22 protein-coding genes are annotated in these 25,727 nt (G+C 65.3%); 16 read left to right on the forward strand and 6 right to left on the reverse strand.

Annotation, left to right across the window (positions count from 1 at the left end):
- The first annotated feature begins 53 nt into the window (after positions 1-53).
- Both D6T64_RS20130 and D6T64_RS20135 read left to right on the forward strand, forming a co-directional pair.
- The gene (locus D6T64_RS20130) at positions 54-803 is read left to right on the forward strand and encodes a response regulator transcription factor (protein WP_119976448.1); all 750 of its coding nucleotides are present in this window, start codon (positions 54-56) and stop codon (positions 801-803) included.
- Between the two features lie 14 nt (positions 804-817).
- Positions 818-2,332, forward strand: coding sequence for a sensor histidine kinase (locus D6T64_RS20135; RefSeq protein WP_199719241.1), 1,515 nt, complete (start codon positions 818-820; stop codon positions 2,330-2,332).
- 12 nt (positions 2,333-2,344) lie between these two features.
- Here the strand turns inward: D6T64_RS20135 and D6T64_RS20140 are convergent, their stop codons facing one another.
- Complete coding sequence (locus tag D6T64_RS20140) at positions 2,345-2,797, reverse strand: MarR family winged helix-turn-helix transcriptional regulator (protein ID WP_147364625.1); 453 nt, start codon at positions 2,795-2,797, stop codon at positions 2,345-2,347.
- A complete protein-coding gene (locus tag D6T64_RS20145; protein ID WP_233551455.1) occupies positions 2,790-4,496 on the reverse strand; it encodes an MDR family MFS transporter in 1,707 nt (568 codons plus the stop codon). Before D6T64_RS20145 ends, D6T64_RS20140 begins: the two co-directional genes overlap by 8 nt.
- 359 nt (positions 4,497-4,855) lie before the next feature.
- On the opposite strand from D6T64_RS20145, the gene rplJ reads away from it, so the two are divergent.
- The gene (gene rplJ, locus D6T64_RS20150; RefSeq protein ID WP_119976451.1) at positions 4,856-5,371 is read left to right on the forward strand and encodes a 50S ribosomal protein L10; all 516 of its coding nucleotides are present in this window, start codon (positions 4,856-4,858) and stop codon (positions 5,369-5,371) included.
- Between the two features lie 55 nt (positions 5,372-5,426).
- Positions 5,427-5,810 carry a 50S ribosomal protein L7/L12 gene (gene rplL / locus D6T64_RS20155; protein ID WP_119976452.1) on the forward strand — a complete coding sequence of 128 codons (384 nt, stop codon included), beginning with the start codon at positions 5,427-5,429 and terminating at the stop codon, positions 5,808-5,810.
- Between the two features lie 128 nt (positions 5,811-5,938).
- Here rplL and D6T64_RS20160 read toward each other — a convergent pair whose 3' ends face one another.
- Entirely contained in the window at positions 5,939-6,961 is a 1,023-nt protein-coding gene (locus D6T64_RS20160) for a LacI family DNA-binding transcriptional regulator (RefSeq protein ID WP_119976453.1), read from the reverse strand.
- A 285-nt stretch (positions 6,962-7,246) separates the two neighbouring features.
- Here D6T64_RS20160 and D6T64_RS20165 point away from each other — a divergent pair, with 285 nt between their 5' ends.
- The 4 genes from D6T64_RS20165 (at position 7,247) to D6T64_RS20180 (ending at position 12,959) form a co-directional block, all read left to right on the forward strand.
- Entirely contained in the window at positions 7,247-8,566 is a 1,320-nt protein-coding gene (locus D6T64_RS20165) for an ABC transporter substrate-binding protein (protein WP_119976454.1), read from the forward strand.
- A 156-nt stretch (positions 8,567-8,722) separates the two neighbouring features.
- Positions 8,723-9,856: a carbohydrate ABC transporter permease gene (locus D6T64_RS20170; RefSeq protein ID WP_119976455.1), complete on the forward strand. Its 1,134-nt coding sequence runs from the start codon at positions 8,723-8,725 to the stop codon at positions 9,854-9,856.
- A complete protein-coding gene (locus tag D6T64_RS20175) occupies positions 9,853-10,821 on the forward strand; it encodes a carbohydrate ABC transporter permease (protein WP_119976456.1) in 969 nt (322 codons plus the stop codon). Before D6T64_RS20170 ends, D6T64_RS20175 begins: the two co-directional genes overlap by 4 nt.
- A 257-nt stretch (positions 10,822-11,078) precedes the next feature.
- Entirely contained in the window at positions 11,079-12,959 is a 1,881-nt protein-coding gene (locus tag D6T64_RS20180) for an ABC transporter ATP-binding protein (RefSeq protein ID WP_119976457.1), read from the forward strand.
- A gap of 356 nt (positions 12,960-13,315) precedes the next feature.
- Here the strand turns inward: D6T64_RS20180 and D6T64_RS20185 are convergent, their stop codons facing one another.
- Positions 13,316-13,999, reverse strand: coding sequence for a DUF305 domain-containing protein (locus D6T64_RS20185; protein ID WP_119976458.1), 684 nt, complete (start codon positions 13,997-13,999; stop codon positions 13,316-13,318).
- An 8-nt stretch (positions 14,000-14,007) separates the two neighbouring features.
- Positions 14,008-14,688, reverse strand: coding sequence for a DUF3105 domain-containing protein (locus tag D6T64_RS20190; RefSeq protein ID WP_233551456.1), 681 nt, complete (start codon positions 14,686-14,688; stop codon positions 14,008-14,010).
- A 191-nt stretch (positions 14,689-14,879) separates the two neighbouring features.
- Here D6T64_RS20190 and D6T64_RS20195 point away from each other — a divergent pair, with 191 nt between their 5' ends.
- A complete protein-coding gene (locus D6T64_RS20195) occupies positions 14,880-16,244 on the forward strand; it encodes a cystathionine beta-synthase (protein WP_119976460.1) in 1,365 nt (454 codons plus the stop codon).
- Between the two features lie 30 nt (positions 16,245-16,274).
- Positions 16,275-17,435: a cystathionine gamma-synthase gene (locus tag D6T64_RS20200; protein WP_119976461.1), complete on the forward strand. Its 1,161-nt coding sequence runs from the start codon at positions 16,275-16,277 to the stop codon at positions 17,433-17,435.
- Here D6T64_RS20200 and D6T64_RS20205 read toward each other — a convergent pair.
- Positions 17,432-18,244 (reverse strand): shikimate 5-dehydrogenase, encoded by an 813-nt coding sequence (locus tag D6T64_RS20205; protein WP_119976462.1) that lies wholly within the window; start codon positions 18,242-18,244, stop codon positions 17,432-17,434. The genes D6T64_RS20200 and D6T64_RS20205 overlap by 4 nt on opposite strands.
- Before the next feature lie 207 nt (positions 18,245-18,451).
- Between D6T64_RS20205 and mmsA the strand changes: the two genes are divergently transcribed.
- From mmsA to nrdE, 6 genes are all read left to right on the forward strand, one after another.
- Positions 18,452-20,002: a multiple monosaccharide ABC transporter ATP-binding protein gene (gene mmsA, locus D6T64_RS20210; protein WP_119976463.1), complete on the forward strand. Its 1,551-nt coding sequence runs from the start codon at positions 18,452-18,454 to the stop codon at positions 20,000-20,002.
- Positions 19,999-21,327, forward strand: coding sequence for a multiple monosaccharide ABC transporter permease (gene mmsB / locus D6T64_RS20215; RefSeq protein ID WP_119976464.1), 1,329 nt, complete (start codon positions 19,999-20,001; stop codon positions 21,325-21,327). The genes mmsA and mmsB overlap by 4 nt, the downstream gene beginning before the upstream one ends.
- 70 nt (positions 21,328-21,397) lie before the next feature.
- Positions 21,398-22,501 (forward strand): substrate-binding domain-containing protein, encoded by a 1,104-nt coding sequence (locus tag D6T64_RS20220; protein ID WP_119976535.1) that lies wholly within the window; start codon positions 21,398-21,400, stop codon positions 22,499-22,501.
- Between the two features lie 406 nt (positions 22,502-22,907).
- Positions 22,908-23,141 carry a glutaredoxin-like protein NrdH gene (gene nrdH, locus D6T64_RS20225; protein WP_119976465.1) on the forward strand — a complete coding sequence of 78 codons (234 nt, stop codon included), beginning with the start codon at positions 22,908-22,910 and terminating at the stop codon, positions 23,139-23,141.
- Between the two features lie 14 nt (positions 23,142-23,155).
- On the forward strand, positions 23,156-23,560 hold the full coding sequence (nrdI, locus tag D6T64_RS20230; RefSeq protein ID WP_119976466.1) for a class Ib ribonucleoside-diphosphate reductase assembly flavoprotein NrdI: 405 nt from the start codon (positions 23,156-23,158) through the stop codon (positions 23,558-23,560).
- 35 nt (positions 23,561-23,595) lie between these two features.
- The gene (nrdE, locus tag D6T64_RS20235) at positions 23,596-25,701 is read left to right on the forward strand and encodes a class 1b ribonucleoside-diphosphate reductase subunit alpha (protein WP_119976467.1); all 2,106 of its coding nucleotides are present in this window, start codon (positions 23,596-23,598) and stop codon (positions 25,699-25,701) included.
- Positions 25,702-25,727 lie beyond the last annotated feature (26 nt).

Raw genomic sequence — 25,727 nt, forward strand, 5'->3', positions numbered from 1 at the left:
AGCCCAAGACCACCCATAGCCGGTTCATAGCAAAGCTGCGAATAATAGGAGTCATGAGCACACGAGCCGTCCCCCAGTCGATCCATGGTCCGCGCCTGCACAAGGCCGACGGCAGCGCCATCCGCGTGCTGGTGGTCGACGACGAGCCCACGCTCACCGACCTGCTCTCGATGGCCCTGCGTTACGAGGGCTGGGAGGTGCGCACCGCGGGGGAGGGCCGTCAGGCGCTCACGATCGCCCGCGAATTTCGGCCCGACGCGATCGTGCTCGACATCATGCTGCCCGACATCGACGGCCTGCAGGTCTTGCAGCGGGTGCGCGCCGACGGCTCCGAAACCCCGGTGCTCTTTCTGACCGCCAAGGACTCCCTCGATGACCGGATCGCCGGCCTGACCGCCGGCGGTGACGATTACGTCACCAAACCGTTCAGCCTCGAAGAGGTCGTCGCCCGGCTGCGCGGCCTGATTCGCCGTTCGACCCTCGCCGTGGCCGAATCCACCGACCCGCGCATCAGCGTCGGCGATCTCACCCTCGACGAGGACAGCTATGAGGTGTTCCGCGACGGAACCCAGATCGAACTGACCGCGACCGAGTTCGAACTGCTCCGCTTTCTGATGCGCAATCCCCGCCGGGTGCTCAGCAAAGCGCAGATTCTCGACCGGGTGTGGAGCTACGACTTCGGGGGAAAATCATCCGTCGTCGAGATCTATATCTCCTACCTGCGCAAGAAGATCGACGCCGGCCGTGACCCGATGATCCACACGGTGCGCGGCGCGGGCTACATGCTCAAGACCGCCCAGTGACCATCGATACGCCAGTGACCGTCCCGACGCCTGAAGCCGGGTCGAGGCCCCGCGCCGCGCGTGCGCCGTGGACCCTGCGCCGGCGCCTCGTGCTCGCCGTCGTCGGCCTGCTGGCGCTCGTCAGTATTGTGATCGGCGTGATCAGCGTGGCCATTCTGCGCGGCAACCTGCTGACCGGCCTCGACACCCAGCTGCGCTCCGCGGCCGATCGTTCGGGCGCGGCCCTCGGCGGCAACGACGGTGACGGCGACGACCGGGGCGGCTCGCTGCCCGGCCTGTTCGGCGCGCCGACCGCCGACAATATTCTGGGCGGTCCCGCCCAGCCGCCCGGCCTGCTCGCGCTCGTGTTCGACGGCACGACCATCACGACCGGGTATACCAACGACGAAACCGGCGCGATCGAGTCCCTCAGCGCCAGCCAGGTCGCCGAGCTCGCCGAGCACGTGCGGGTCTCGACTCCGATGACCGTCGACCTGCACGGCTCCCTCGGGCACTACCGGGTGATCGCCGAGACCAGCCGCAGCGGGGTGGTCTACCTCGTCGGCCTGCCGTTGTCGACCGTCGACGGCACCGCCGCCCAGCTCGCCGCCATCATCGGCTTCGTCTCCCTCGGCGGACTGATCGGCGCGGCCGCCGTCGCCGCCTGGATCGTGCGCCTGGCCCTGCGCCCCCTGCAGCGCGTGACCGAGACGGCCGCACGGGTGTCCCGGCTGCCGCTCGACCGGGGCGAGGTCTCCCTCGTCGACCGGGTGCCGGCGGCCGACACCGACCCGCGCACCGAGGTCGGCCGGGTCGGCTCCGCCCTCAATCGCATGCTCGACCACGTCGACCTGGCCCTGGAGACCCGGCAGGCCAGCGAACGCAAGGTGCGCCAGTTCGTCGCGGATGCCAGCCACGAGCTGCGCACGCCCCTCGCTTCCATCCGTGGCTACTCAGAGCTCACCCGGCGCAGTGGCCAGGAGCTGCCGCCCGATGCCCTGCACGCGCTCGGCCGCATCGAATCGGAGTCGGTGCGCATGACCGGCCTCGTCGAAGACCTGCTGCTGCTCGCCCGCCTCGACGAGGGGCGTGAACTCGAGCAGAAGCCCGTCGACCTGACCATGCTGCTCGTCGACGCCGTCAGCGACGCCCACGCCGCCGGCCGCGACCACGTCTGGAACCTCGACCTGCCCGAAGAACCCGTCGAAGCGCTCGGCGACGCGCCGCGGCTGCACCAGGTGATTGCCAACCTGCTCGCCAACGCCCGCGTGCACACCGAACCCGGCACCACCGTCGAGGTAGCGCTCGCCGCCGACGACGGCCGCGCCGTGATCACGATCACCGACAACGGCCCCGGCATCCCCGAGGATCTCAAAGCGACCCTGTTCGAGCGCTTCGCCCGCGGAGACTCGTCACGGTTCCGCGGCACCGGAAGCACGGGCCTCGGACTCTCCATCGTGGAGGCCGTCGTCACCGCGCACCACGGCGAGGTCACGGTCGACAGCGAACCCGGTCGCACGGCCTTCCGTGTCTCCTTGCCGCTGGCCTGAATCCCGGCCGCGCTAGGGCGTGTTGAGCTGGGCCAGCAGCCGCCGCAGCTCGTGCAGGTCTTCGGTGCTCCAGCTGGACAGGCGGCGGTGCACGATCGCCGTGTCGCCCGCGCGCAACTCGTCGAGCTTGGCCACGGCCAAGGGAGTCACGGCCAGGAAATGTGCGCGACCATCATTCGGATCGGGCTGCGTTTCCACCAGGCCCAGCTCGCAGAGCGGTTTGGTATGCCGGCTGATGACACTCTTATCCACCGCGAGCAGCGTGGCGAGGCCGCTCGCGTGGGTCGGCCCGTTGCGGGACAGCTGCCGCAGAATTCTGAGGCCGAAGGCCTGCAACCGGGGATCGATGCGTGCGGCTCCCTCGCGCTGGCTGGCGCGAATGCTGCTGGCAAGCACGTTCATCTCCTCGACGACTTCGGTGATCATGGCGCTCGTCTCGGGCTTCTCATTCGCACTCTCAGTCACGGCTTAAGGGTAGGGCCCCGGGCGGGTTGTGCCGTCCCACCGGCGTGAGGGCGATGGATGCCGTGCTCACGTCGATCAGGATGTCCTCCATGTCGTCCCGCTCGCGCTGCCCGCGGGCATCCGCCGCCTGCTGCTGGCCCTCAGCATGGGCGCGGGCGATGGCGGTCTTGCCGCCGAGTGGGATGTTCGGCAGCACGGCCACCATGATCACGGTGACCAGCGCCAGGGGAGCGCCGAGCAGAAAGACCGTGCCAGCGCCGGAGCCGTAGGCGGCCTCAACGACCACCTGCAGCACCCGCGGCAATTCGGAGATATCCGGGATGGTTCCCGAGCCGAGCACACTGCCCGCCGCGGCCTGCTGGGCTGGTTCGAGGGCGCCCACGCCGCGACGGATGCCGTCGGTTACGACGGTTCCGAGCACCGAACCGAGAACCGAGACCCCGACCGTGCCGCCGAGGCTGCGGAAGAACGTGATGCCGCTCGTGGCCACGCCGAGGGTCTTGACGTCGATGGCGTTCTGCACCACGAGCACGAGATTCTGCATGAGCGAGCCGAGGCCGGCTCCGAGCACGAACATGTACACGCCGACGAGCACGAGGCTGGTGGTGGAGGTGAGCGTGCCGAGCAGCACCTGCCCGGTGACCACGAGCACGCTGCCGGTGACCATGATCGCCTTCCACTTGCCGGTGCGGCTGATCAGCATGCCGAACGCGGTCGACGAGACGAGAAAACCGCCCATCATCGGGATGGTCAGTAGCCCGGACTGGGTGGGCGTGGCGCCGCGGGCCAGCTGCATGTACTGGCTGAGAAAGAGCGAGGTGCCGAACAGGGAGACGCCGACCGAGATGCTCGCGACAGTGGCGATGCTGAACGTGTGGTTGCGGAACATGGCCAGCGGAATGATCGGCTCGTCGACGGTCGCCTCGACGATCACCGCGGCGACGAGCAGCAGCACCGCCCCTCCGACCATGACGAGCGTCGTGAGGGATGCCCACTCGAAGTTGGTCCCCGCGAGCGTCACCCAGATCATCAGCAGTGACACCCCGCCGGCGATGAGCACCGCGCCGAGGTAGTCAATCTTCACGGCGCGCTTGGCTCGGGTGGGCAGCCGCAGCGTGCGCTGCAGCAGCACAATGGCGACGATCGCCACGGGCAGGGCGATGAAGAAATTCCAGCGCCAGCCGAAGGCATCCGTGATCACGCCGCCGATCAGCGGGCCGCCGACGGTGCCGAGCGCCATGACGGCACCGAACAGGCCGGCGTACTTGCCGCGGTCCCGGGGGCTGATGATGTCGGCCATGATGATCTGGCTCAGGGCGGCCAGGCCGCCGGCGCCGAGGCCCTGCAGCACGCGGAAGCCGATGAGGGTTCCGGTGTCCTGCGAGAATCCGGCCAGCGCCGAGCCCAGCACGAAGATCACGAGCGACAGCTGGATGAGCAGTTTGCGGTTGAACAGGTCGGCGAACTTGCCCCAGATCGGCGTGGAGACGGTGGTCGCAAGCAGGGTCGCGGTGATGACCCACGTATACGAGGACTGGCCGCCGCCGAGGTCGGCGATGATCACCGGCAACGAGGTGCTGACCACCGTTCCGGCCAGGATGGACACGAACATGCCGAGCAGCAGGCCGGACAGGGCCTCGAGCACCTGCCGATGCGTCATGGTGCCGTCGGCCGCGATCATGGGGCGCACGCGTGACATGGAACTCCGATTTCTAATTGACAGATGTCAACTATATGTAGATAGTAGACACGTGTCAACTAAATGTGGGGCTTCACGCCGGGCTCGATGTGCACGGGTCTGATGTGCACGGGTTCGATTTGCGCTGACGGATGCCGTGACGTACTGTTATCGATAGCCACAGACCGCCGGTTGTCGCCTTGCCCAGAAATGAGCGAAGTGACCGAAGGTTCATTCACGTGAACGGCCCGCGCAGGTGTTCGAAGTTCAGTTGCAGTCCTATGGATTGTTCCCCAAGCTCCGGCGCCCTGCGCTGGAGCTTTTTTCATGTCTGCTCCAGGGGCTACCCGGCACATGACACCATATTTTTAGGGAGCACCATGGCGAACAAGGAAGCAACGGTCGCCGAGCTTACGGAGAAATTCCAGAGCTCGACCGCCGTTCTGCTCACCGAGTACCGCGGTCTCACTGTTGCGCAGCTCAAGAGCCTGCGCGTCTCCATCAGTGAGGACGCCACGTACGCCGTGGTAAAGAACACGCTCACCAAGATTGCGGCCAACAACGCCGGCATCACCTCGTTCGACGAGGAACTTGTCGGTCCGTCCGCTATCGCCTTCGTGCACGGAGACCCCGTCGCCGTCGCGAAGACCCTGCGTACCTTTACCAAGGCAAACCCCCTCCTGGTGGTTAAGGGCGGTTACTTTGACGGTAACCCGCTCACCGCAGCGGAGGTTGGCAAGCTTGCCGACCTCGAGTCCCGCGAGGTGCTGCTGGCCAAGCTGGCCGGCGCCTTCAAGGCATCGCTGTTCGGAGCCGCTTATCTCTTCCAGGCACCGCTGTCGAAGGCTGTTCGCACCATCGACGCGCTGCGTGAAAAGCAGGAGTCCGCGAACTAGGCATCTGCCTGTTTCACGGTTCACGAAATCTTTAAGAAACTATTAGGAGTACATCATGGCAAAGCTTTCCACTGAAGACCTGCTTGAGCAGTTCAAGGGCCTGACCCTCATCGAGCTCTCCGAGTTCGTCAAGGCGTTCGAGGAGACCTTCGAGGTCACCGCAGCCGCTCCCGTCGCCGCTGCCGGAGCCGCTGGCCCCGCCGCTGCTGCTGAAGAGGTCGAAGAGCAGACCGCGTTCGACGTCATCCTTGACGCCGTCGGCGACAAGAAGATCCAGGTCATCAAGGTTGTGCGCGAGCTCACCAGCCTGGGCCTCGGCGAGGCCAAGGCCGTTGTCGATGGCGCGCCCAAGGCCGTCCTCGAGGGCGTTGCCAAGGATGCAGCCGAGAAGGCCAAGGCTTCCCTCGAGGCCGCTGGCGCCACCGTCACCCTCAAGTAATCGAGGCCCCGCGAGGGGTCTGATTCGAGAGTTACCGGCGTCTGCCATCTGGTAGAACCATGCACGAAAGAAAGGGCGTCATCCGCGAGGATGGCGCCCTTTTCTGTCGCTGTGCAGGCCGACCGATGTCAGGCCTTCGGACGCGGTCCGCTCGTGCTGGCCCGCATCACGAGTCGGGGCGGCAGCTCGGTGAGTTCGCCGTCCGCGCGGTGCTCGGTGGGGTTATCGAGCTCGGCGAGCAGCGACACCACGGCGAGACGTCCCTGTTCGCGCGGGTGCTGCTCCAGGGTCGTGAGCCGAAACATCTCGGCATACGGATGCCCGTCGATCCCGATCACGGAGAGGTCGGCGGGAACGCTGATGCCGAGCTCGCGCGCCGCGACGATGATGCCGACGGCGATCTCGTCACAGGCGGCGAAGATACCCGTCGGGCGACGACGCGGGTCACCGAGCACCTCCATGCCGACCGCATGGCCGCCGGGCAGGGTGAATTCGCTCGCGTAGAAGCATCCGTCGGTGGCCAGCCCGGCGCTCATCATGGCCGAGGTGAAGCCGCGCAGGCGGTTGCTGTGCACCGCGAAGTCCATCTCGTCGACGAGCACCCCGCCCACGTGCACGATGTCGGTGTGGCCGAGGCTGAGCAGGTGCTCGGTGGCTAGGCGGGCAGCTTCGACGTCGTCGATGGCGATGGTGTGCACGCCGCGGATCGGACCGCCGATGCCCACGAGCGGGCGTCCGAGGCGGTGCAGCTGGTCGACCTCGGTCTCGCTCAGGGCGACGCCGACGGAGATGACGGCGTCGAAACGTTTGCGGGCGAGGAAGTACTCGAAAATGCGGTCCCGCTCGGGGCTCGCTGCCGGCAGGTTGTACAGGGTCATGTCGTAGCCCTGCTCGAGCAGGGCCACTTCCATTCCCTCCAGCACCTCGGCGAAGAACCACCGATTGATGAACGGGATGATCACCCCGACGCTCTTGGTGCGCCCGGTGACGAGGCTCGCCGCATTGGGGGAGGCCACGTAGCCGATGGACCGGGCGGCATCCACGACCTTCTGCCGGGTCTCCTCCGAGACATAGCCGCGGCCGCTGAGCGCGCGGCTGGCGGTGGCCTTGGCGACGCCGGCGAGGCGCGCGACATCGGCGATTGCTCTCATAGCGTGGCCTCCGACGTTGGAATCGTGCTTCTTCGTAGAGCACAGACTAGCGCGGTGATGGGATGTGTGAAACCGATTCCACATCGAGCCGGGATTACGGTTCGGTCACGACGGGCTTTTGGGGGGTGGACGTCAGGTCCTTCGACTCTATTTCTCGATTAGTACCGTTTTGTGACCTCAGAAGGTTGCAAACCGTCATCTGCTCACGTACTTTGACATGTGGAACCGGTTCCTGAAACCCGCGGGACGGCCCGTGTACAGCCCACTCAATGAGGAGAAATACAGATGCGGTCTTCCCTGCACCGTCGCTTCACAGCACCGATCGCCATTGCGGCGATCGCCGGATTGACGCTCGCCGGTTGTTCCGGCGGCCCCGGCACCACCACAGCGGATGCCGGCGCCGAGGGCGACGGAACTGTCAGCGTCTATGGCACCATCTCCGAGACCGAAGCCGAACTGCTCGAGCAGTCCTGGGCGGACTGGGAGACCGAGAACGGTATCGACATCCAGTACGAAGCCTCGAAAGAGTTCGAGGCCCAGATTTCCATTCGCGCGCAGGGTGGCAGTGCCCCCGACCTCGCGATCTTCCCGCAGCCGGGCCTGATGGCCGACCTCGCGACCCGCAACTACCTGAAGCCCGCCCCGCAGGCCGTCGAAGACAACGTCGACGAGTTCTGGAGCGCGGACTGGAAGGCCTACGGCACCGTCGACGACACCTTCTACGGCGCACCGCTGATGGCCAGCGTCAAGGGCTTCATCTGGTACTCCCCGGCCAAGTTCGCCGAATGGGGTGTCGACGTTCCCGAGACCTGGGACGAACTGCTCGAGGTGACCGCCACCATTCAGGCCGCGACCGGAACCGCGCCCTGGTGCGCCGGCTTCGGTTCCGGTGAGGCCAGCGGATGGCCCGGCACCGACTGGGTCGAAGACCTCGTCCTGCGCGAAGCCGGCGCCGACGTCTACGACCAGTGGGTCAACAACGAAATCCCCTTCACCGACCCGGCGATCGCCAGCGCCCTCGACGCCGTCGGCGAGATTCTGCTCAACCCGGACTACGTCAACGCCTCCCTCGGCGACGTGACCTCGATCAACAGCACCGCCTTCGGTGACGTGGCCACCCCGGTCGCCAACGGAACCTGCGCCATGACCCACCAGGCCTCGTTCTTCGACGGTTTCATCACGGATGCCGGTGGAGAGGTCGGACCCGACGGCGACGTCTGGGCGTTCCTCACCCCCTCCAACGACTCCGACGGCCAAGCCGTCACCGGTGGTGGCGAAATCGTCGCAGCGTTCTCCGACGACGCCGACACCCAGGCCGTTCAGGCCTACCTCTCGAGTGATGACTGGGCCAACAGCCGCGTCGCCCTCGGCGGAGTGATCAGCGCCAACACGGGTCTCGACCCGGCCAACGCGCAGAGCCCGATCCTCCAGGAAGCAATCACCATCCTGCAGGACGAGAACACCACGTTCCGCTTCGACGGATCCGACCTGATGCCCGGTGCCGTCGGCTCGGGAACGTTCTGGAAGGGCATGACCGACTGGATCAACGGAACCCCGACCGACGAGGTGCTCACGGGCATCGAAGCCGGCTGGCCGTCGAGCTAGCAGCACCGGCACCATCCGCCTGCGGCGCGGGCCGTCCACCTCATCGTGGACGGCCCGCGTCACGGGCATCCGTCAGCACGGCCTTCATCAACAACTTTGTAGCTACGTTCCGACTCGGGTTCAGTCCACCGTCGTACCTCACTCGAAAGGCCCCCAATGTCCGCGTTTTTTGCCTGGCTGGCGCAGCTGCCGGCCCTGGTGCAAATCCCGATCGTGATCCTGGCCTTTGCCGCCGTGATCGGCGCCATCCTCTTCTTCGTTGAAATCGCACCCCGATCGGGCACCGTTTACACGGTCATCCGCCTCGTTGTGTGCGTGGCAGCGCCCCTGCTGATCTTGCTGCTTGCCGGGTCATACCCGTGGGCCATCATCGGCGCGGCCGTACTGGGTGGACTGTTCTTCATCATCGACTTCCGCGCCCGAAAGGGTGCCGGTTATCTCTTTCAACTCGTCGGGTTTCTCTCCCCGGCGATCCTGCTGCTTGCTGTCGGTCTCATCATCCCGACCATCCAGACCACCATCCAGGCCTTCATGAATTCGCGCGGTGAACGGTTTGTGGGCTTCGACAACTTCATCTGGGTGTTCACTCAGCCCGACGCGATTCGCACCGTGGGCAACACCGTCGTGTGGGTGCTCATCGTGCCGCTGATCTCCACCATCGCGGGCCTCGCGTACGCGGTCTTCATCGACAAGAGCCGCGGCGAGAAATACTTCAAGATCCTCGTCTTCATGCCCATGGCCATCTCGCTCGTCGGTGCTTCGATCATCTGGCGCTTCGTCTATACGGCCCGTCCGGCCGACCAGGAACAGATCGGGCTGCTCAACGGCATTCTCGTCTTCTTCGGCGGACAACCCGTCGACTTTCTCGCCGTCGCCCCGTGGAACACCCTGTTCCTCATTGTCATCCTGATCTGGGTGCAGACCGGGTTCGCCATGGTGGTGCTCTCCGCCGCGATCAAGGGCGTACCTGCCGAGCAGCTGGAGGCCGCCGAACTCGACGGCACCAATGCCTGGCAGCAGTTTCTGAACGTGACCGTTCCGGGCATCCGCAGTTCCCTCATCGTGGTGCTGACCACGATCTCGATCGTCTCGCTCAAGGTCTTCGACATCGTGCGCACGACGACCGCCGGCTCCAACGACACCAGCGTCATCGCCAACGAGATGTACACCCAGTTCAAGAACTTCGAACAGGGGCGCTCGGCGGCCTTCGCCGTGGTGCTGTTTTTGCTCGTGCTCCCGATCGTTGTGTACAACGCCCGCCAGATCCAGAAGCAGAAGGAAATCCGATGAGCACGGCTGTCGACCTGCCGGTAGAGCCGGCCACCCAACCTGAACCGCGCGGTCCGGTACGCGGCGCGAAGGTATCCGCTGCCAGAAAAGCGAAGAAGCGCCTCACCAGCCGTGGTGCGACGATCGCCGCCCTCCTCATCGCGGTGCTCTGGACCGTGCCGACGCTGGGGTTGTTCGTCTCCTCGTTCCGGCCCGCGCAGGAGGTGCGCACCACCGGTTGGTGGACCATCTTCTCGAACTGGGGCCTCACCCTCGACAACTACTCCGAAGCGCTCGCGGCCGGTAACAGCCAGCTGAACCTGGCCGGGTCGTTCATCAACTCCCTGGCGATCACCCTGCCGGCGACGCTGCTGCCGCTGCTCATCGCAAGCCTCGCCGCCTACGCCTTCGCCTGGATCGACTTTCGCGGCAAGAACGCGCTGTTCATCGCGGTGTTCGCCCTGCAGATCGTGCCGATCCAGATGGCCCTCGTGCCGCTGCTGCAGTTCTTCTCCCGCGGCGAGATCTTCGGTTACCCGATCGTCACGGCCCTCGCCGATAACAGCGGCTACACTCAGGTGTGGATCGCGCACACGATGTTCGCGCTGCCGCTGGCAATTTACCTGCTGCACAACTTCATCTCCGAGATCCCGGCCGAGGTCATCGAGGCCGCCAGGGTGGACGGCGCCGGTCACGGACAGATCTTCTTCCGCATCGTGCTGCCGCTGACGATGCCGGCCCTCGCCTCGATCGCGATCTTCCAGTTCCTCTGGGTCTGGAACGACCTGCTGGTGGCGTTGATCTTCGCCGACGGCGCCGTCGCGCCCATGACGAAGCTGCTCGCCGAGCTGTCGGGTAGCCGTGGTCAGGACTGGCATCTGCTCACCGCCGGCGCGTTCATCTCGATCCTCGTGCCGCTGATCGTGTTCTTCGCCCTGCAGCGCTACTTCGTGCGCGGCCTCCTCGCCGGTTCCACGAAGGGGTAGCCCGCACCACCTCCGCGAGTGAGCAGTTTCTGCACTTCCCGAGCCCGGGAAGTGCAGAAACTGCTCACTCGGGACGTCTGAGGAGCCGCGAGTGGGCCGCCGAATGGGGCCCTCGGCAGCACCTAAAATGAGCGTATGAGTTCAGGGCACGGTCACGGTTCGGTCGGAGTGGGTCCGCGGCAGAACGCCGGCATGAAACGCAACCGCGTGAGCAGCGCGGATGCCGTGGCGCAGCGCGCCGAGAACGCNACGCCGGCATGAAACGCAACCGCGTGAGCAGCGCGGATGCCGTGGCGCAGCGCGCCGAGAACGCCGAAGCGCCCCGCATTCCCCACCTTCTGCAACGCATTTTCGCGCTCTTCGCCCCCCACCGGGCCACCCTGATCGTGACCGTGGTGCTCGTTCTGGTCAGCGCCGCGCTCTCGGTGATCCCGCCGCTGCTCACCCAGCGCGCCTTCGACGAGGGGCTGTTCCCGCCCGGCAACGTGCCGAACCTCCCCATTCTCGGCACCCTGGTCGGGCTGATGCTCGGCGTTTACCTCGTATCGGCGCTGCTCGGCGTCTGGCAGACCTGGTTGACGGCGACGGTCGGCAACTCGGTCATGGGAGCGCTGAGGGTGCGGCTGTTCACCCACCTGCAGGCGATGGAACTGAGCTTCTTCACCAAGACCAAGACCGGGGTGATCCAGTCCCGGCTGCAGAACGATGTGGGCGGCGTCGCGAGCGTGCTGACCAACACGATTTCCAGCATCCTCGGCAATACCGTCACCGTGATCGCCGCCTTCGTGGCGATGCTGCTGCTGAACTGGCAGCTCACGATCGTGGCCCTCGTGCTGATGCCGATCCTCGTGTTCGCGCAGCGCCGGGTTGGCCAGGTGCGCGCGCGCATCGCCGGCAAGACCCAGGAATCGCTCTCGGACATGACGGCGATCACCCAGGAGACCCTCAGCGTCTCGGGCATCCTGCTGTCGAAGAGCTTCACCCGACAGCAGAACGAGATCGCCCGCTACGCCGACGAGAACGCCAACCAGGTGCGGCTGCAGGTCAGCCAGCAGATGAGCGGCCAATGGTTTTTCGCCACGGTCAGCATCTTCCTCTCCAGCATCCCCGCGATCGTGTACCTCGTGGCCGGCTACCTGATGTTCAATGGCACGACGGATGTCACCCCCGGCACGATCGTGGCGTTCACCACCGTGCAGGCCCGGCTGATTTTTCCGTTGCTCGGCCTCATGCGGGTCGCGCTCGACCTGCAGACCTCGAGTGCGCTCTTCGCCCGCATCTTCGAGTACCTCGACCTGACGCCGGCGATCAGCGACAAGCCGGCGGCTCTGAGGGTTCCGGCGGCCGGGGCAGCCGGGGCGGGGGAGCTGGGGCGTGTCGCGTTCGACCACGTCACCTTCGCGTATCCCGATTCGACCGGGGAATCGAAGCCCACCCTCGACGCGGTGTCGTTCACGATCGAACCCGGCCAGTTCGCGGCGTTCGTCGGTCCTTCCGGCGCCGGGAAAACCACGGTGTCGTACCTGATTCCCAGGTTTTACGAAGCCTCGGCCGGCCGGGTGGTGTTCAGCGGCGTCGACGTGCGCGATCTCGAGCAGGAGTCGCTCGTCTCCCACATCGGAATCGTGAGCCAGGAGACCTACCTGTTCCACGCATCCATTGCCGAGAACCTGCGCTACGCGAAACCGGACGCGACGCTCGAGGAGCTCGAGAACGCCGCACGGGCGGCGAACATCCACGACACCATCGACTCCTTCCCCGAGAAGTACGACACCATCGTCGGGGAGCGCGGCTACCGGCTCTCCGGCGGTGAGAAGCAGCGCATCGCGATTGCCCGGGTGCTGCTGAAGGACCCGCCGGTGCTGATTCTCGACGAGGCGACGAGCGCCCTCGACTCGATCTCGGAGGGGGTCGTGCAGGCGGCCCTCGACACCGCGAGCCACGGCCGCACCACGATCGCCATCGCCCACCGCCTCAGCACCGTGGTCGACGCCGACGTGATCTTCGTGATCGACGGCGGCCGCATCGTTGAGCGCGGCACACACTCGGCACTGCTGGCGGCCGACGGCGTCTACGCGAACCTCTACGCCCGGCAGATCACGTCGTCACCCGTGCCTTTCCCACTACCCGCCGACTGACCGGCCCCATCCCCGGTGCGCCCCGCCGGCTGCGGTCTCGCCGAGCGGTACTTGCGCCACTGCGCGGTACCTGCGCCGAGCGCGTCTCGCGCGCTGGCGAGCCGAGCGGTACTTGCGCCGGTGCGCGGTAGGCGTGCCTATGGCGCAGCGGCGTTGATGCCGCGTTGCGCCGAAGTCGAGCCGCGGGTGCTCCGCTGCGCTGTACTTGCGCCGCTGCGCGGTAGCTGCGCCGAGCGCGGATCGGGCGCTGGTGAGGTGCGCGGGTGCTGCGCCGTGCCGTGGAACTGGCGCGGCGGTGCGTAGTGGCGCTTTTGCTCTGCACCACACGGCCGCGTCGGCTCAGGCGACGGATGCCGCTAGCTGCGGTCCTCGAGCATGCCGGTCATCAGGTCGATCTCGGACTTCTGGCTCAGCACCACCGCGTTCGCGAACCCGCGCACGGTGGAGTTGTCGCTGCGGTCGAGCACCGCCTCGGCCATCTCGACCGCTCCCTGGTGATGCGCGATCATCAGCGTGAGAAACTCGCGCTCAGCGTCGATACCGGATGCCGCGGTCAGCGACGCGATCTGCTCACTCGTCGCGAGCCCGGGCATGGGCTCGCCCGCAACATGCTCGGTGTCGTGAGCATGACCCGAGTCTGAGCCGGAGTCCGTCGGGGCCGGCCGGGTCATCCAGGTCATTGACGGTTCGGCGCCAGCCTGGCTCAGGTCCCAGAGCACGAGCCAGGCGTACATCTGCCCCGACTGCTGGCCCTGGGTGACGGTGATGTCGTAGGCGAGCCGGCGCACGGCCTCGTCATCGGTGCGGTCCCGAATGATGAGCGCGAGTTCGACCCCCTGGTTGTGGTGGGTCTGCATGTCCCGGGCAAACCCGGCCTCGGCGCTCGTATCACTCGGCCGCGGGTCGACGAGCGTACTCAGCCGACCGACCGAGAACGCGGCGACGCCCACGACCAAAGCGGTCAGCATGATCGCCACCAACAGCGTGACCCGGCGCACACCGCGGCGGGGGGCGGCCGCCGCGGCCTCCGTCTCAGTCATGGTGAGACTTAGGATTCCTTGCCGGGCGCATCAATGCCGCCGGTGCAGGGGGCACCCGGCTCTGGCACGGTCGAGGCCTTCCAGAATTCCTGGAAGAACTCCGTGATGCGCGGGTCGCTGGCGTCCTCGACCTGAAGCTGGGAGTTCCAACCGCTGACGACGATGGGGGAGGGCAGGCCCTCGAACGGCGAGAGCACGACGTAGGTCGATGGCAGCACGGCCTTGAGGGTCTCGAGCTGTTCGTCGCCGAGGCTCGGGTCGTATGTCACCCAGAGCGCACCGTGCTCGAGTGCGTGCACGGTGTTCTCGTTGGGAACCGCTTCGGAGTACACGCCGCAGTTGATCCACGCGGAGGCGTGCTCGCCGCCGGCCGGCGGGGTCTGCTCGTAGGTCACCGCTGTTTCGACGTGCGCGGCCGTGTTCTCGAAGGTCTCCACACCCTCGATCGTCGATGCGTCACCGTCACCGCCGCCGGCATAGTTGGCCGCCTGCGGGCTCAGCACGATCGAGGCGATGATGACGCCCACGATGGCGACCCCGGCGACGGAACCGGCGATGATGCCGATGCGCCGGTTGCGCTTGGCGCGTTTCTGGGTGCGGTGGTATTCCTCGAGCTTCTTCGCCCGCTGGGCGGCGCGCTGCTCTTTGACGGATGCTTTGTTTGCGGGGGAGCCGGGGTTGGGCGTCACGGGGGCCTCTCTCGATGGTGCAGTAAACATTCGTGCAGTATCTATTCGAACGTATCAGTGTGACCCCGGACGTCGGCTGGGAACCTCCCGATACCCCGGGATACAGTTGAAGGGGTCGACGGATGCCGCGGCCGACTCCTCTCGCAGACTCTCACCGCACACTTTTCACCGCATACAAAGGACTCATTCCGATGCAGATTGCCGACACTATTCTTGACCTCATCGGCAACACCCCGCTGGTCAAGCTCCACAAGGTCACGGATGGCGTGGCGGCCACGGTGCTCGTGAAGCTCGAATACCTGAACCCGGGCGGCTCGGCGAAAGACCGCATCGCGGTGCGCATCATCGATGCCGCCGAGCGTGACGGCCTCCTGAAGCCCGGCGGCACGATCGTCGAACCGACCTCGGGCAACACCGGGGTCGGCCTGGCCCTCGTCGCCCAGCAGCGCGGCTACAAGTGCGTGTTCGTGCTTCCCGACAAGGTCGGCGAGGACAAACGCAATGTGCTCACCGCCTACGGCGCCGAGATCGTAGTGACGCCGACATCCGTCGCCCCCGACGACCCCGACTCGTACTACAGCGTGTCCGACCGGCTGGCGCGCGAGATTCCGGGCGCCTTCAAGCCCAACCAGTACTTCAACCCCAACGGTCCGCTCAGCCACTATGAGACCACCGGCCCCGAAATCTGGCGCGACACCGACGGCACCGTCACCCACTTCGTCGCGGGCGTCGGCACCGGCGGTACGATCACCGGCACGGGCCGCTACCTGCGCGAGATCTCGGGCGACACCGTGCGCATCGTCGGCGCCGACCCGGAAGGCTCGGTCTACTCCGGCGGCACCGGCCGCCCCTACCTCGTCGAGGGCGTCGGCGAGGACTTCTGGCCGGGCGCCTACGACCCCTCGGTCGTGCACGAGGTGATCGCAGTGACGGATGCCGACAGCTTCGCCATGACCCGCCGGCTCGCCCTCGAAGAGGGCATCCTGGTCGGCGGATCGAGCGGAATGGCGGTCGTCGCCGCGCTGCGCCTCGCCGAAACCCTCACCGCCGACGACACCGTTGTAGTGCTGCTGCCCGACGGGGGCCGCGGCTACCTCGGCAAGATCTTCAACGACGGGTGGATGCGCAGCTACGGTTTCACCAACGCACCGGCCGGTCACACGGTCGCCGACCTGCTGACCTCGAAGACCGGGCTGATGCCCGCCTTCGTCTACGTGCACCCGAGCGACACCGTGCACGACGCGATCGAGACGATGACGAGCTCGAGCGTCTCGCAGCTGCTCGTGCTGAGCGCCAAGCCGCCCGTCGTGATGGGCGAGGTGCTCGGCGCCCTCGACGAGCGCGCCTTGATGAGCCTCGTCTTCTCCGGGGAGGCGAAACTCACCGACCGGGTCAGCACGATCGTCGGCGACGCCCTGCCACTGATCGGGGTGAACGAGCCGGTCGGCACCGCCCGCGCGGCCTTCGCCACGCACGACGCGCTGCTCGTGACCGACGGCGGCAAACCACTCGGCGTCATCACCCGCCACGACCTGCTCACCTACCTGAGCCTCTGATACCTTTCACTCTTCTTTATAAGGACAGCCATGACTGACAGCACGACGCACAACTTCGACACCCTCGCCATCCACGCCGGACAGGCCTACGACCCCACCACGGGAGCCGTGATTCCGCCGATCTACCAGACCTCGACCTACGTGCAGAACAGCATCGGCAACCTCAAGGGCGGCTATGAGTACAGCCGCGGCGGCAACCCCACCCGCACCGTGCTCGAGACCCTGCTCGCCGCCCTCGAAGGCGGCAAGCACGGCCTCGCCTTTGCAAGCGGACTCGCCGCTGAGGACACCATTCTGCGCGCCATCCTCGCACCGGGCGACCACGTGGTGCTCGGCAACGACGTCTACGGCGGCACCCATCGTCTGATCAACCGGGTGCACGGCGCCTGGGGCATCCGCAACACCACGGTCGAGATGAGCGATCTCGCCGCCGTCGAAGCCGCGATCATCCCCGGCGAGAGCAAGATCCTCTGGGTCGAGACGCCGAGCAATCCGCTCATGAAGATCAGCGACATCGCGGCGCTGAGTGAGCTCGGGCACCGTCATGGCCTCGTCGTGATCGTCGACAACACCTTTGCGTCACCCGCGCTGCAGCATCCGCTCGCCCACGGCGCCGACGTCGTCGTGCACTCGACCACCAAGTACCTCGGCGGCCACTCCGACGTTCTCGGCGGCGGCCTCGTCATCAACGACGACGAGCTCGCGGAGAAGGCGACGTTCATCCAGTTCGCCGCCGGCCCGGTCGCGGCCCCGCTCGACGCCTGGCTCACCGTGCGCGGCATCAAGACCCTCTCAGTGCGTATGGAACGCCACTCGAGCAACGCCCTCGCCATTGCGAAGCACCTGCAGGCGCACCCCGCCATCGAGCGGGTCTACTACCCGGGCCTGCCCGAGCACCCGGGGCACGAGCTGGCTGCGAGGCAGATGAGCGGCTTCGGCGGCATGATCTCCATCGCCTTCACGGGCGGCGCGGTCGTGGCCCGCACCTTCGCCGAGTCGATGCACCTGTTCCAGCTCGCCGAATCACTCGGCGGCGTGGAATCCCTCGTCAACTACCCGGCCGAGATGACCCACGCCTCGGTGCGCGGCACGGAGCTCGAAGTCGCCGACAACATCGTGCGCCTCTCGGTCGGCATTGAAGACGTGCGCGACCTCATCGCCGACCTCGACGCGGCGCTGCCCGCTTCCTAGGCCGCGCGGGAGAAGGCTGACGCCCGGGCGATCTGCTCGGGCGTCGGGCGGATGCCGGTGTACAGCACGAACTGTTCTTCCGCCTGGAGGGCGACCACCTCGCCGCCGGTGATGACGGGCTTTCCGGCCTCCCGCGCGGTCTGGATCAGTCGCGTTTCCGACGGCGACGCCACAACATCGAAGACGATCCGGGCGGCCGCGATCGTCGCCGGCTCGAATGAGAGCTGGTCTTCGTCGGGGGTCATGCCCTGCGGGGTGACGTTCACGATCAGGTCCGCCGTCAACTCGCCGACCCGCGGTGCCCACGCGTACCCGCATTCCGTGGCCAGGGCCCGGCCGGTGACCTCGTTGCGCGCCACGACGGTGCCGGCGGCGAACCCCGCATCGCGCAACGCGGCCGCGACGGCCTTGGCCATGCCGCCGCTACCCTGCACGATCACCGACAGCTCCGGCGACACCGCGTGCTGCTCGATCAGTCGGCGCACGGCCGTGTAGTCGGTGTTGTACGCGCGCAAATACCCGTCGTCGTTCACGATCGTATTCACCGAGTCGATGGCGAGAGCGGATGCATCGAGCTCGTCCACGAGCGCGATCACCGCTTCTTTATAGGGCATCGAGATGGCACAGCCGCGGATGCCGAGGCCCCGCACGCCCGCGATTGCGCCCTCGAGGGTGACCGGGGCGAAGGCCTTGTAGACGAAGTTGAGACCGAGTTCGTCGTAGAGAAAATTGTGGAACCGGGTGCCGATGTTGCTCGGCCGGGCGGCGAGCGAGATGCACAGGGTCATGTCCTTGTTGAGAATTGGCATGGCCCCATTGTTGCGCGTTCTGCCTGCCGTGCGCCCGGGTGAGGGGAGCTTTCCCCCCGGTGAGCGCCGTGTTATCGGAGCGTTACCGGTGGCCACTTGACATGAGCAAGGCTCAGGGCCAGCATGACAAAGCTCTGGCGCTCTGCGGGTTCAATGCCACACACAGTTGGAGCTCACACCGGTCGACGACGACAAGGGAAGGCTTCAATGTTGAACAGCCCGGTCATTCTCGAAATGCGATCCATCACCAAGGAATTCCCCGGCGTCAAGGCGCTGTCCAACGTCTCCCTCACCGTGAAAGCCAGTGAGATCCACGCCATCTGCGGCGAGAACGGCGCCGGCAAGTCGACCCTGATGAAGGTGCTCTCCGGCGTCTACCCGTACGGCTCCTACTCGGGGGATATCTACTTCGAGGGCAGCGAGATGCGGTTCAAGGACATCCGTTCGAGCGAAGCGGCCGGCATCGCGATCATCCATCAGGAACTCGCGCTCATTCCCGAGCTGTCCATCACCGAGAACATCTTTCTCGGCAACGAGCCCACCCGGTGGGGCGGCATCGACTGGGTCGGTGCCAAGCGCACGGCCTACGAACTGCTCGCGCGGGTCGGCCTGCGCGACGACCCGGACACCCTGATCAAGAACATCGGCGTGGGCAAACAACAGCTCGTTGAGATCGCCAAGGCGCTCAACAAATCCGTCAAGGTGCTCATCCTCGACGAACCGACCGCAGCGCTGAACGAGTCGGACTCCCAGCATCTGCTCGACCTGATTCGCGGGCTGAAGAGCAAGGGCATCAGCTCGATCATGATCTCGCACAAGCTCAACGAGATCGAACAGGTTGCCGATTCGATCACCATCATTCGTGATGGCAAGGCCATTGAAACGCTCGACATCGCCGCCGACGGGGTCAACGAGGATCGCATCATTCGCGGCATGGTCGGTCGGAGCCTGGAAAGCCGGTTTCCCGAGCACACCCCCCAGATCGGCCCCGTGTTCTTCGAGGTGCGGGACTGGACCGTGCAGCACCCGCAGGTGGCGGAGCGACTCGTCGCCAAGGGATCGAACCTCACCGTGCGCCAGGGCGAGATCGTGGGCATCGCCGGTCTGATGGGCGCCGGCCGCACCGAGCTGGCCATGAGCATCTTCGGCCGTTCCTACGGAAACTTCGTCTCGGGCCAGATCTTCAAGGATGGCAAGGAGATCGAACTGCGCAGCGTGGGGGAGGCGATTGAACATGGGCTCGCCTATGTCAGCGAAGACCGCAAGGCGCTCGGCCTCAACCTGCTCGACGACATCAAACGATCGGTCGTCTCGGCCAAGCTCTCGAAGATCTCGGCCGGACCGGTCGTGAACGACTCCAAGGAATACGCGATCGCCGAGGAGTACCGCAAGAACCTGCGGATCAAGACGCCGACGGTGGACATGGGCGTGAGCAAACTCTCCGGCGGTAACCAGCAGAAGGTCGTGCTGGCGAAGTGGATGTTCACCGACCCCGACATTCTCATTCTCGACGAACCGACCCGCGGCATCGATGTGGGGGCCAAATTCGAGATCTACGGCATCATCCAGACGCTCGCCGCCCAGGGCAAGGGCGTGATCTTGATCTCCTCCGAGCTTCCCGAATTGCTCGGACTCGCCGACCGCATCTACACGATCTTCGAGGGCACGGTCACGGACTGCATTGACGCGGCCGACGCCGACCCCGAAACCCTCATGAAGAGCATGACCTCTGCCAGGAAGAAGGTGCGCACAGTATGAGCGACACAACCCCGGTCGCGACACAATCGACCGAGAAACGCCGGTTCGGCAACGGACGAAACAGCATCCGACAATTCGGAATCCTGTTTAGCCTGATCGCGATCATTATTCTCTTCCAGATTCTCACCGACGGCCTCACCCTCAGCTCGGGCAACCTGATCAACCTGGTCAGCCAGTACTCCTACATTCTGATCCTGGCCATCGGAATGGTGATGGTGATCATCGCCGGCCACATCGACCTGTCCGTCGGATCCGTCGCCGCGTTCTGCGGGATCGTCGTGGCCAGCTCGATGGCGGACTGGAACTTTCCCTGGCCGGTCGCCATCCTGTTCGGTCTCTTCGTCGGGGCGCTGATCGGTGCCTGGCAGGGCTTCTGGGTGGCCTACATCGGGGTTCCCGCCTTCATCGTGACCCTGGCCGGCATGCTCATCTTTCGCGGCGGCAACCAGTTCATCGGCAACGCCAACACCGTGCCCGTACCCGAGGGGTTCACGACGATCGGCGCCGGCTACCTGCCGGAAGTGGGGCCCGACACCGGCTACAACAACCTCACCCTGCTGATCGGCCTGGTCATCGCCATTGCGATCGCCGTGCGGGAATGGCGCGCACGCCAGGTGCAGAAGACCATGCACTCCGAGTCGGCGCCGCTCTGGGCGAGCATCGTCAAGGTCGGCCTGCTCGACGCCGTGGTCATCTACGCCACGTTCCTGTTCGCCGGCGGCCGGGTCGGCACGAGCTTCCCGGTCTCGGGCATCATCCTCGGCGTGCTGGTGCTGCTGTACGGCTTCGTCACCCGCAACACCATCCTCGGCCGGCACGTCTACGCGGTCGGCGGCAACAAGCTCGCCGCCGAACTCTCCGGGGTCAACTCCCGGCGGGTGAACTTTCTCGTCATGATGAACATGTCGATCCTGTCCGCCCTGGCCGGCATGATCTTCGTAGCTCGCGCCGGGGCATCCGGCCCCCAGGACGGCCTCAGCTGGGAGCTCGACGCGATCGCCGCCGTGTTCATCGGCGGAGCCGCCGTCTCCGGCGGAATCGGCACCGTCATCGGCTCCATCGTGGGTGGCCTCGTGATGGCCGTGCTGAATAACGGTCTGCAGCTGCTCGGCGTGGGGTCAGACCTGGTGCAGATCATCAAGGGCCTCGTACTGCTGGCAGCTGTGGGGGTGGATGTCTGGAACAAGAGCCAGGGCCGGCCCTCGATCATCGGCCTGCTCACCCGCAACCGCCGTGCCCCCGGCCCGTCTGAGCCGCCACCCGCCGTGCTGCCCACCGCTGGCACCCCGTCGACCGCGCAACCCGCCGACCGGGCCACCAACTGATTTTTTCTCCTCGTTCCCTGCCCAGGGAAACCCGCAATCAATACTCATCAACACAGAGAAAGTGATGGACATGCGAAAAATCTCGGTCAAGGTCACAGCGGTCACAGCAGTCGCCGCGGTCGCCCTCATGGCACTCTCCGGATGCTCCACCCGAGCCCCCGATTCGGCCGGCGCCGGAACAACTGAATCAGGGTTCCCGGCGGACTCGGTCATCGGCGTCGCCCTCCCCTCGAAGACGAGTGAGAACTGGGTTCTCGCCGGTGGGCTCTTTGAGGACGGCCTCGCCGAGGCGGGCTTCGAAGCCGACGTGCAGTATGCCGGCGCGTCGACGACGGTCAAGGACCAGCAGGACCAGATCTCCGCGATGATCACCAACGGCGCCAAAGCCATCATCATCGGAGCCCAGGACGGTGCCCAGCTCGGCACCCAGGTCAAGGACGCACACGACGCCGGTGCGATCGTCATCGCCTACGACCGCCTGATCCTCAACACCGACAACGTCGACTACTACGTTGCCTTCGACAACTTCAAGGTGGGGCAGTTGCAGGGGCAGGCGCTGCTGGACGGACTCGCGGCGAAGAAGCCTGAAGGACCGTACAACATCGAACTGTTCTCGGGCAACTCCGCCGACGCCAACGCGCCGGTCTTCTTCAACGGCGCGATGGACGTGCTGCAGCCGAAGATCGACGACGGCACCCTCGTCGTCGCCTCCGGGCAGACCGACATCAAGCAGACGGCGACGGCGGACTGGAAGGCCGAGAACGCCCAGAGTCGCATGGACTCGCTGCTGACCAGTACCTACGGTGACAAGGAAATCGACGGTGTGCTCTCGCCCAACGACACTCTGGCCCGCGCCATCATCACCTCGGTGAAGGCGGCCGGCAAGCCGATTCCGGTGGTGACCGGTCAGGACTCGGAAGTGGAGTCGGTCAAATCGATCATGGCGGGCGAGCAGTACTCCACGATCAACAAGGACACCCGACTGCTGGTGACCCAGGCGATCGACATGGTGAAGGCCCTGCAGGTCGGGGACACGCCGGAGACCAACGATGACAGCTACGACAACGGCAACAAGATCGTTCCGGCCTACCTCATCCCGCCGGTGATCGTGACCAAGGCCAACGCGGCCGAGGCCTATGCTGACGACCCGAAACTGGCACCGCTGACCGAGTAGCACCAGAGCGCTGCTGCACCAGCACGAGGGCCGGAACGGATGCCGTTCCGGCCCTCGTGCCGTCTGCCCGCGACACGCCGCAACACGGTAAGGGAGTTTCCACAGGGAAGATTTTTGGTGTCCCACAGGTTGTGGATAAGTGCGGGAAAACCGCGGAATTCAGGGGCCCCATTCGGGGGCGGCCTGTTGAAAACCTCAGAATGTCAGTGGATAACTACATAATTGTAATTACCGCATGTAGTGGCTGTTCCTATCGGGAAGCCCTAGATGTAGTATTAAGACTCCAGTTGGACCCTACGGGTCCGCGGCACAGATTTAGCGGGGATCCCCGCACTCTTCGAAATTATCCTTCGAAAAATACTCAGCATAATTCACAACAGAACTCACGAAAGAAAGGCCATCACCAATGGCAATCACGGTCTACACGAAGCCCTCCTGCGTGCAGTGCAACGCGACGTACCGCGCGCTCGACAACAAGGGCATCGAGTACCAGGTCCTCGACCTGTCCGTGGATGAAAACGCGCTCGAGGCCGTCAAGGCGCTCGGATACCTGCAGGCTCCCGTCGTCATCACCGACGAAGATCACTGGTCAGGCTTCCGCCCCGACAAGATCAACGAGCTCGCCGCCCGCCTCGCGTAACCGCACGGCGCCGCATGGCTGACATCGTCTATTTCTCGAGCACCTCGGGCAATACCGCGCGATTTATCGAGAAGCTGGGTCGCCCGGCCGCCCGCATCCCGCTGCACGCCTGTGACGAACCCCTGCAGGTCTCCGAGCCCTACGTGCTCTGCCTCCCGACCTACGGCGGGGGCAGCAACGCCGGCGCCGTGCCCAAGCAGGTCATCAAGTTTCTGAACAACGAGACCAACCGGTCTCTCATCCGCGGCGTCATCGGCGCCGGCAACACCAACTTTGGTGAGGCCTACTGCCTTGCGGGCGACATCATCGCCAGCAAGTGCAAGGTGCCCCACCTGTATCGCTTTGAAGTATTTGGAACACCGGATGATGTGCGCATCGTTCACGACGGATTGGAAGCATTTTGGACACGACAGCCGTAAGAGCGACTCCGCTGGAATCGCCCCTGGGCCAGGGAATGGATTACCACTCCCTGAACGCCATGCTCAACCTGTACGGGCCGAACGGAGAAATCCAGTTCGACAAGGACAAGGATGCCGCTCGCGAGTTCTTCCTGCAGCACGTCAACCAGAACACCGTCTTCTTCCACAGCCTGCGCGAGCGCCTCGACTATCTCGTCGAGCACGAGTACTACGAGCAGGCCGTTCTCGACCTGTACTCGTTCGAGTTCATCACGAGCCTCAACGACCTCGCCTACTCGAAGAAGTTCCGATTCCAGACCTTCCTCGGCGCGTTCAAGTACTACACCTCGTACACGCTCAAGACCTTCGACGGCAACCGCTACCTCGAGCGTTTCGAAGACCGCGTCGTGATGAGCGCCCTCGGCCTCGCCCAGGGCGACGAGAAGCTCGCGGTCGCCCTGGTCGAAGAGATCGTCGCCGGCCGGTTCCAGCCCGCCACCCCGACCTTCCTGAACTCCGGCAAGGCCCAGCGCGGCGAGCTCGTCTCCTGCTTCCTGCTGCGCATCGAAGACAACATGGAGTCGATTTCTCGTGGCATCAACTCCTCGCTGCAGCTCTCCAAGCGCGGCGGCGGCGTGGCCCTGCTGCTCTCGAACATTCGTGAGGCCGGCGCCCCGATCAAGCAGATCGAGAACCAGTCCAGCGGCATCATCCCCGTCATGAAGCTGCTCGAAGACTCCTTCAGCTATGCCAACCAGCTCGGCGCCCGACAGGGTGCCGGAGCGGTGTACCTGCACGCGCACCACCCCGACATCATGCGTTTTCTCGACACCAAGCGCGAGAACGCCGACGAGAAGGTGCGCATCAAGACACTCTCCCTCGGCGTCGTCATCCCGGACATCACCTTCGAGCTGGCCAAGAAGGGGGAGGACATGTACCTGTTCTCTCCCTACGACGTGGAGCGCGTCTACGGCGTGCCCTTCGCCGACATCTCGGTCACCGAGAAGTACCACGAGATGGTCAACGATTCCCGCATCAAGAAGTCGAAGATGAAGGCCCGGGACTTCTTCCAGACCCTCGCCGAGATCCAGTTCGAGTCCGGCTACCCGTACATCATGTTCGAAGACACCGTGAACAAGGCGAACCCGATCGAGGGCCGCATCAACATGTCGAACCTGTGCTCGGAGATCCTGCAGGTCAACACCCCGACCACGTACAACGAAGATCTGTCCTACAACGAGATCGGCAAGGACATCTCCTGCAACCTCGGGTCGATGAACATCGCCCTGGCCATGGACTCCGGCAACCTCGGACGCACCGTGGGAACGGCCATTCGCGGCCTGAACGCGGTCTCTGAGCAGAGCCACATCTCATCCGTTCGTTCGATCGAAGACGGCAACGACCGCTCGCACGCCATCGGCCTCGGCCAGATGAACCTGCACGGCTACCTCGCCCGCGAGCGCGTCTACTACGGCAGCGACGTGAGTATCGACTTCACCAACATCTACTTCTACACGGTGCTGTTCCATGCCCTGCAGGCCTCGAATGAGATCGCGATCGAGCGTGGCCACGCGTTCGAGGGCTTCGAAAACTCGACCTACGCCACGGGCACGTTCTTCGACAAGTACACCGTCGAGGCCTGGGTGCCCGTCACCGAACGCGGCGCCGAACTGTTCACGCAGGCCGGGGTGTCGATTCCGACGCAGGCCGACTGGGCCGAGCTCAAGGCATCCGTCATGGAGCACGGCATCTACAACCAGAACCTGCAGGCGGTGCCGCCGACCGGGTCGATCTCGTACATCAACAACTCGACCGCCTCGATCCACCCGATCGCGGCCAAGATCGAGATCCGCAAGGAGGGCAAGCTCGGGCGCGTGTACTACCCGGCGCCTTTCATGACCAACGACAACCTGGACTACTACCAGGATGCCTACGAAATCGGTGCCGAGAAAGTCATCGACGTCTACGCCGCGGCCACCCAGCACGTCGACCAGGGACTCTCGCTGACCCTGTTCTTCAAGGACACCGCCACCACCCGCGACATCAACCGCGCGCAGATCTACGCCTGGAAAAAGGGCATCAAGACGATCTACTACATCCGCCTGCGCCAGATGGCGCTCGAGGGCACCGAGGTCGAGGGTTGCGTTTCCTGCGCCCTATAAACGACCTGTTTGTAGATGAGCTGTTT

This window comes from Cryobacterium melibiosiphilum (assembly GCF_003602235.1).
In the GTDB taxonomy this organism is placed as follows: domain Bacteria; phylum Actinomycetota; class Actinomycetes; order Actinomycetales; family Microbacteriaceae; genus Cryobacterium; species Cryobacterium melibiosiphilum.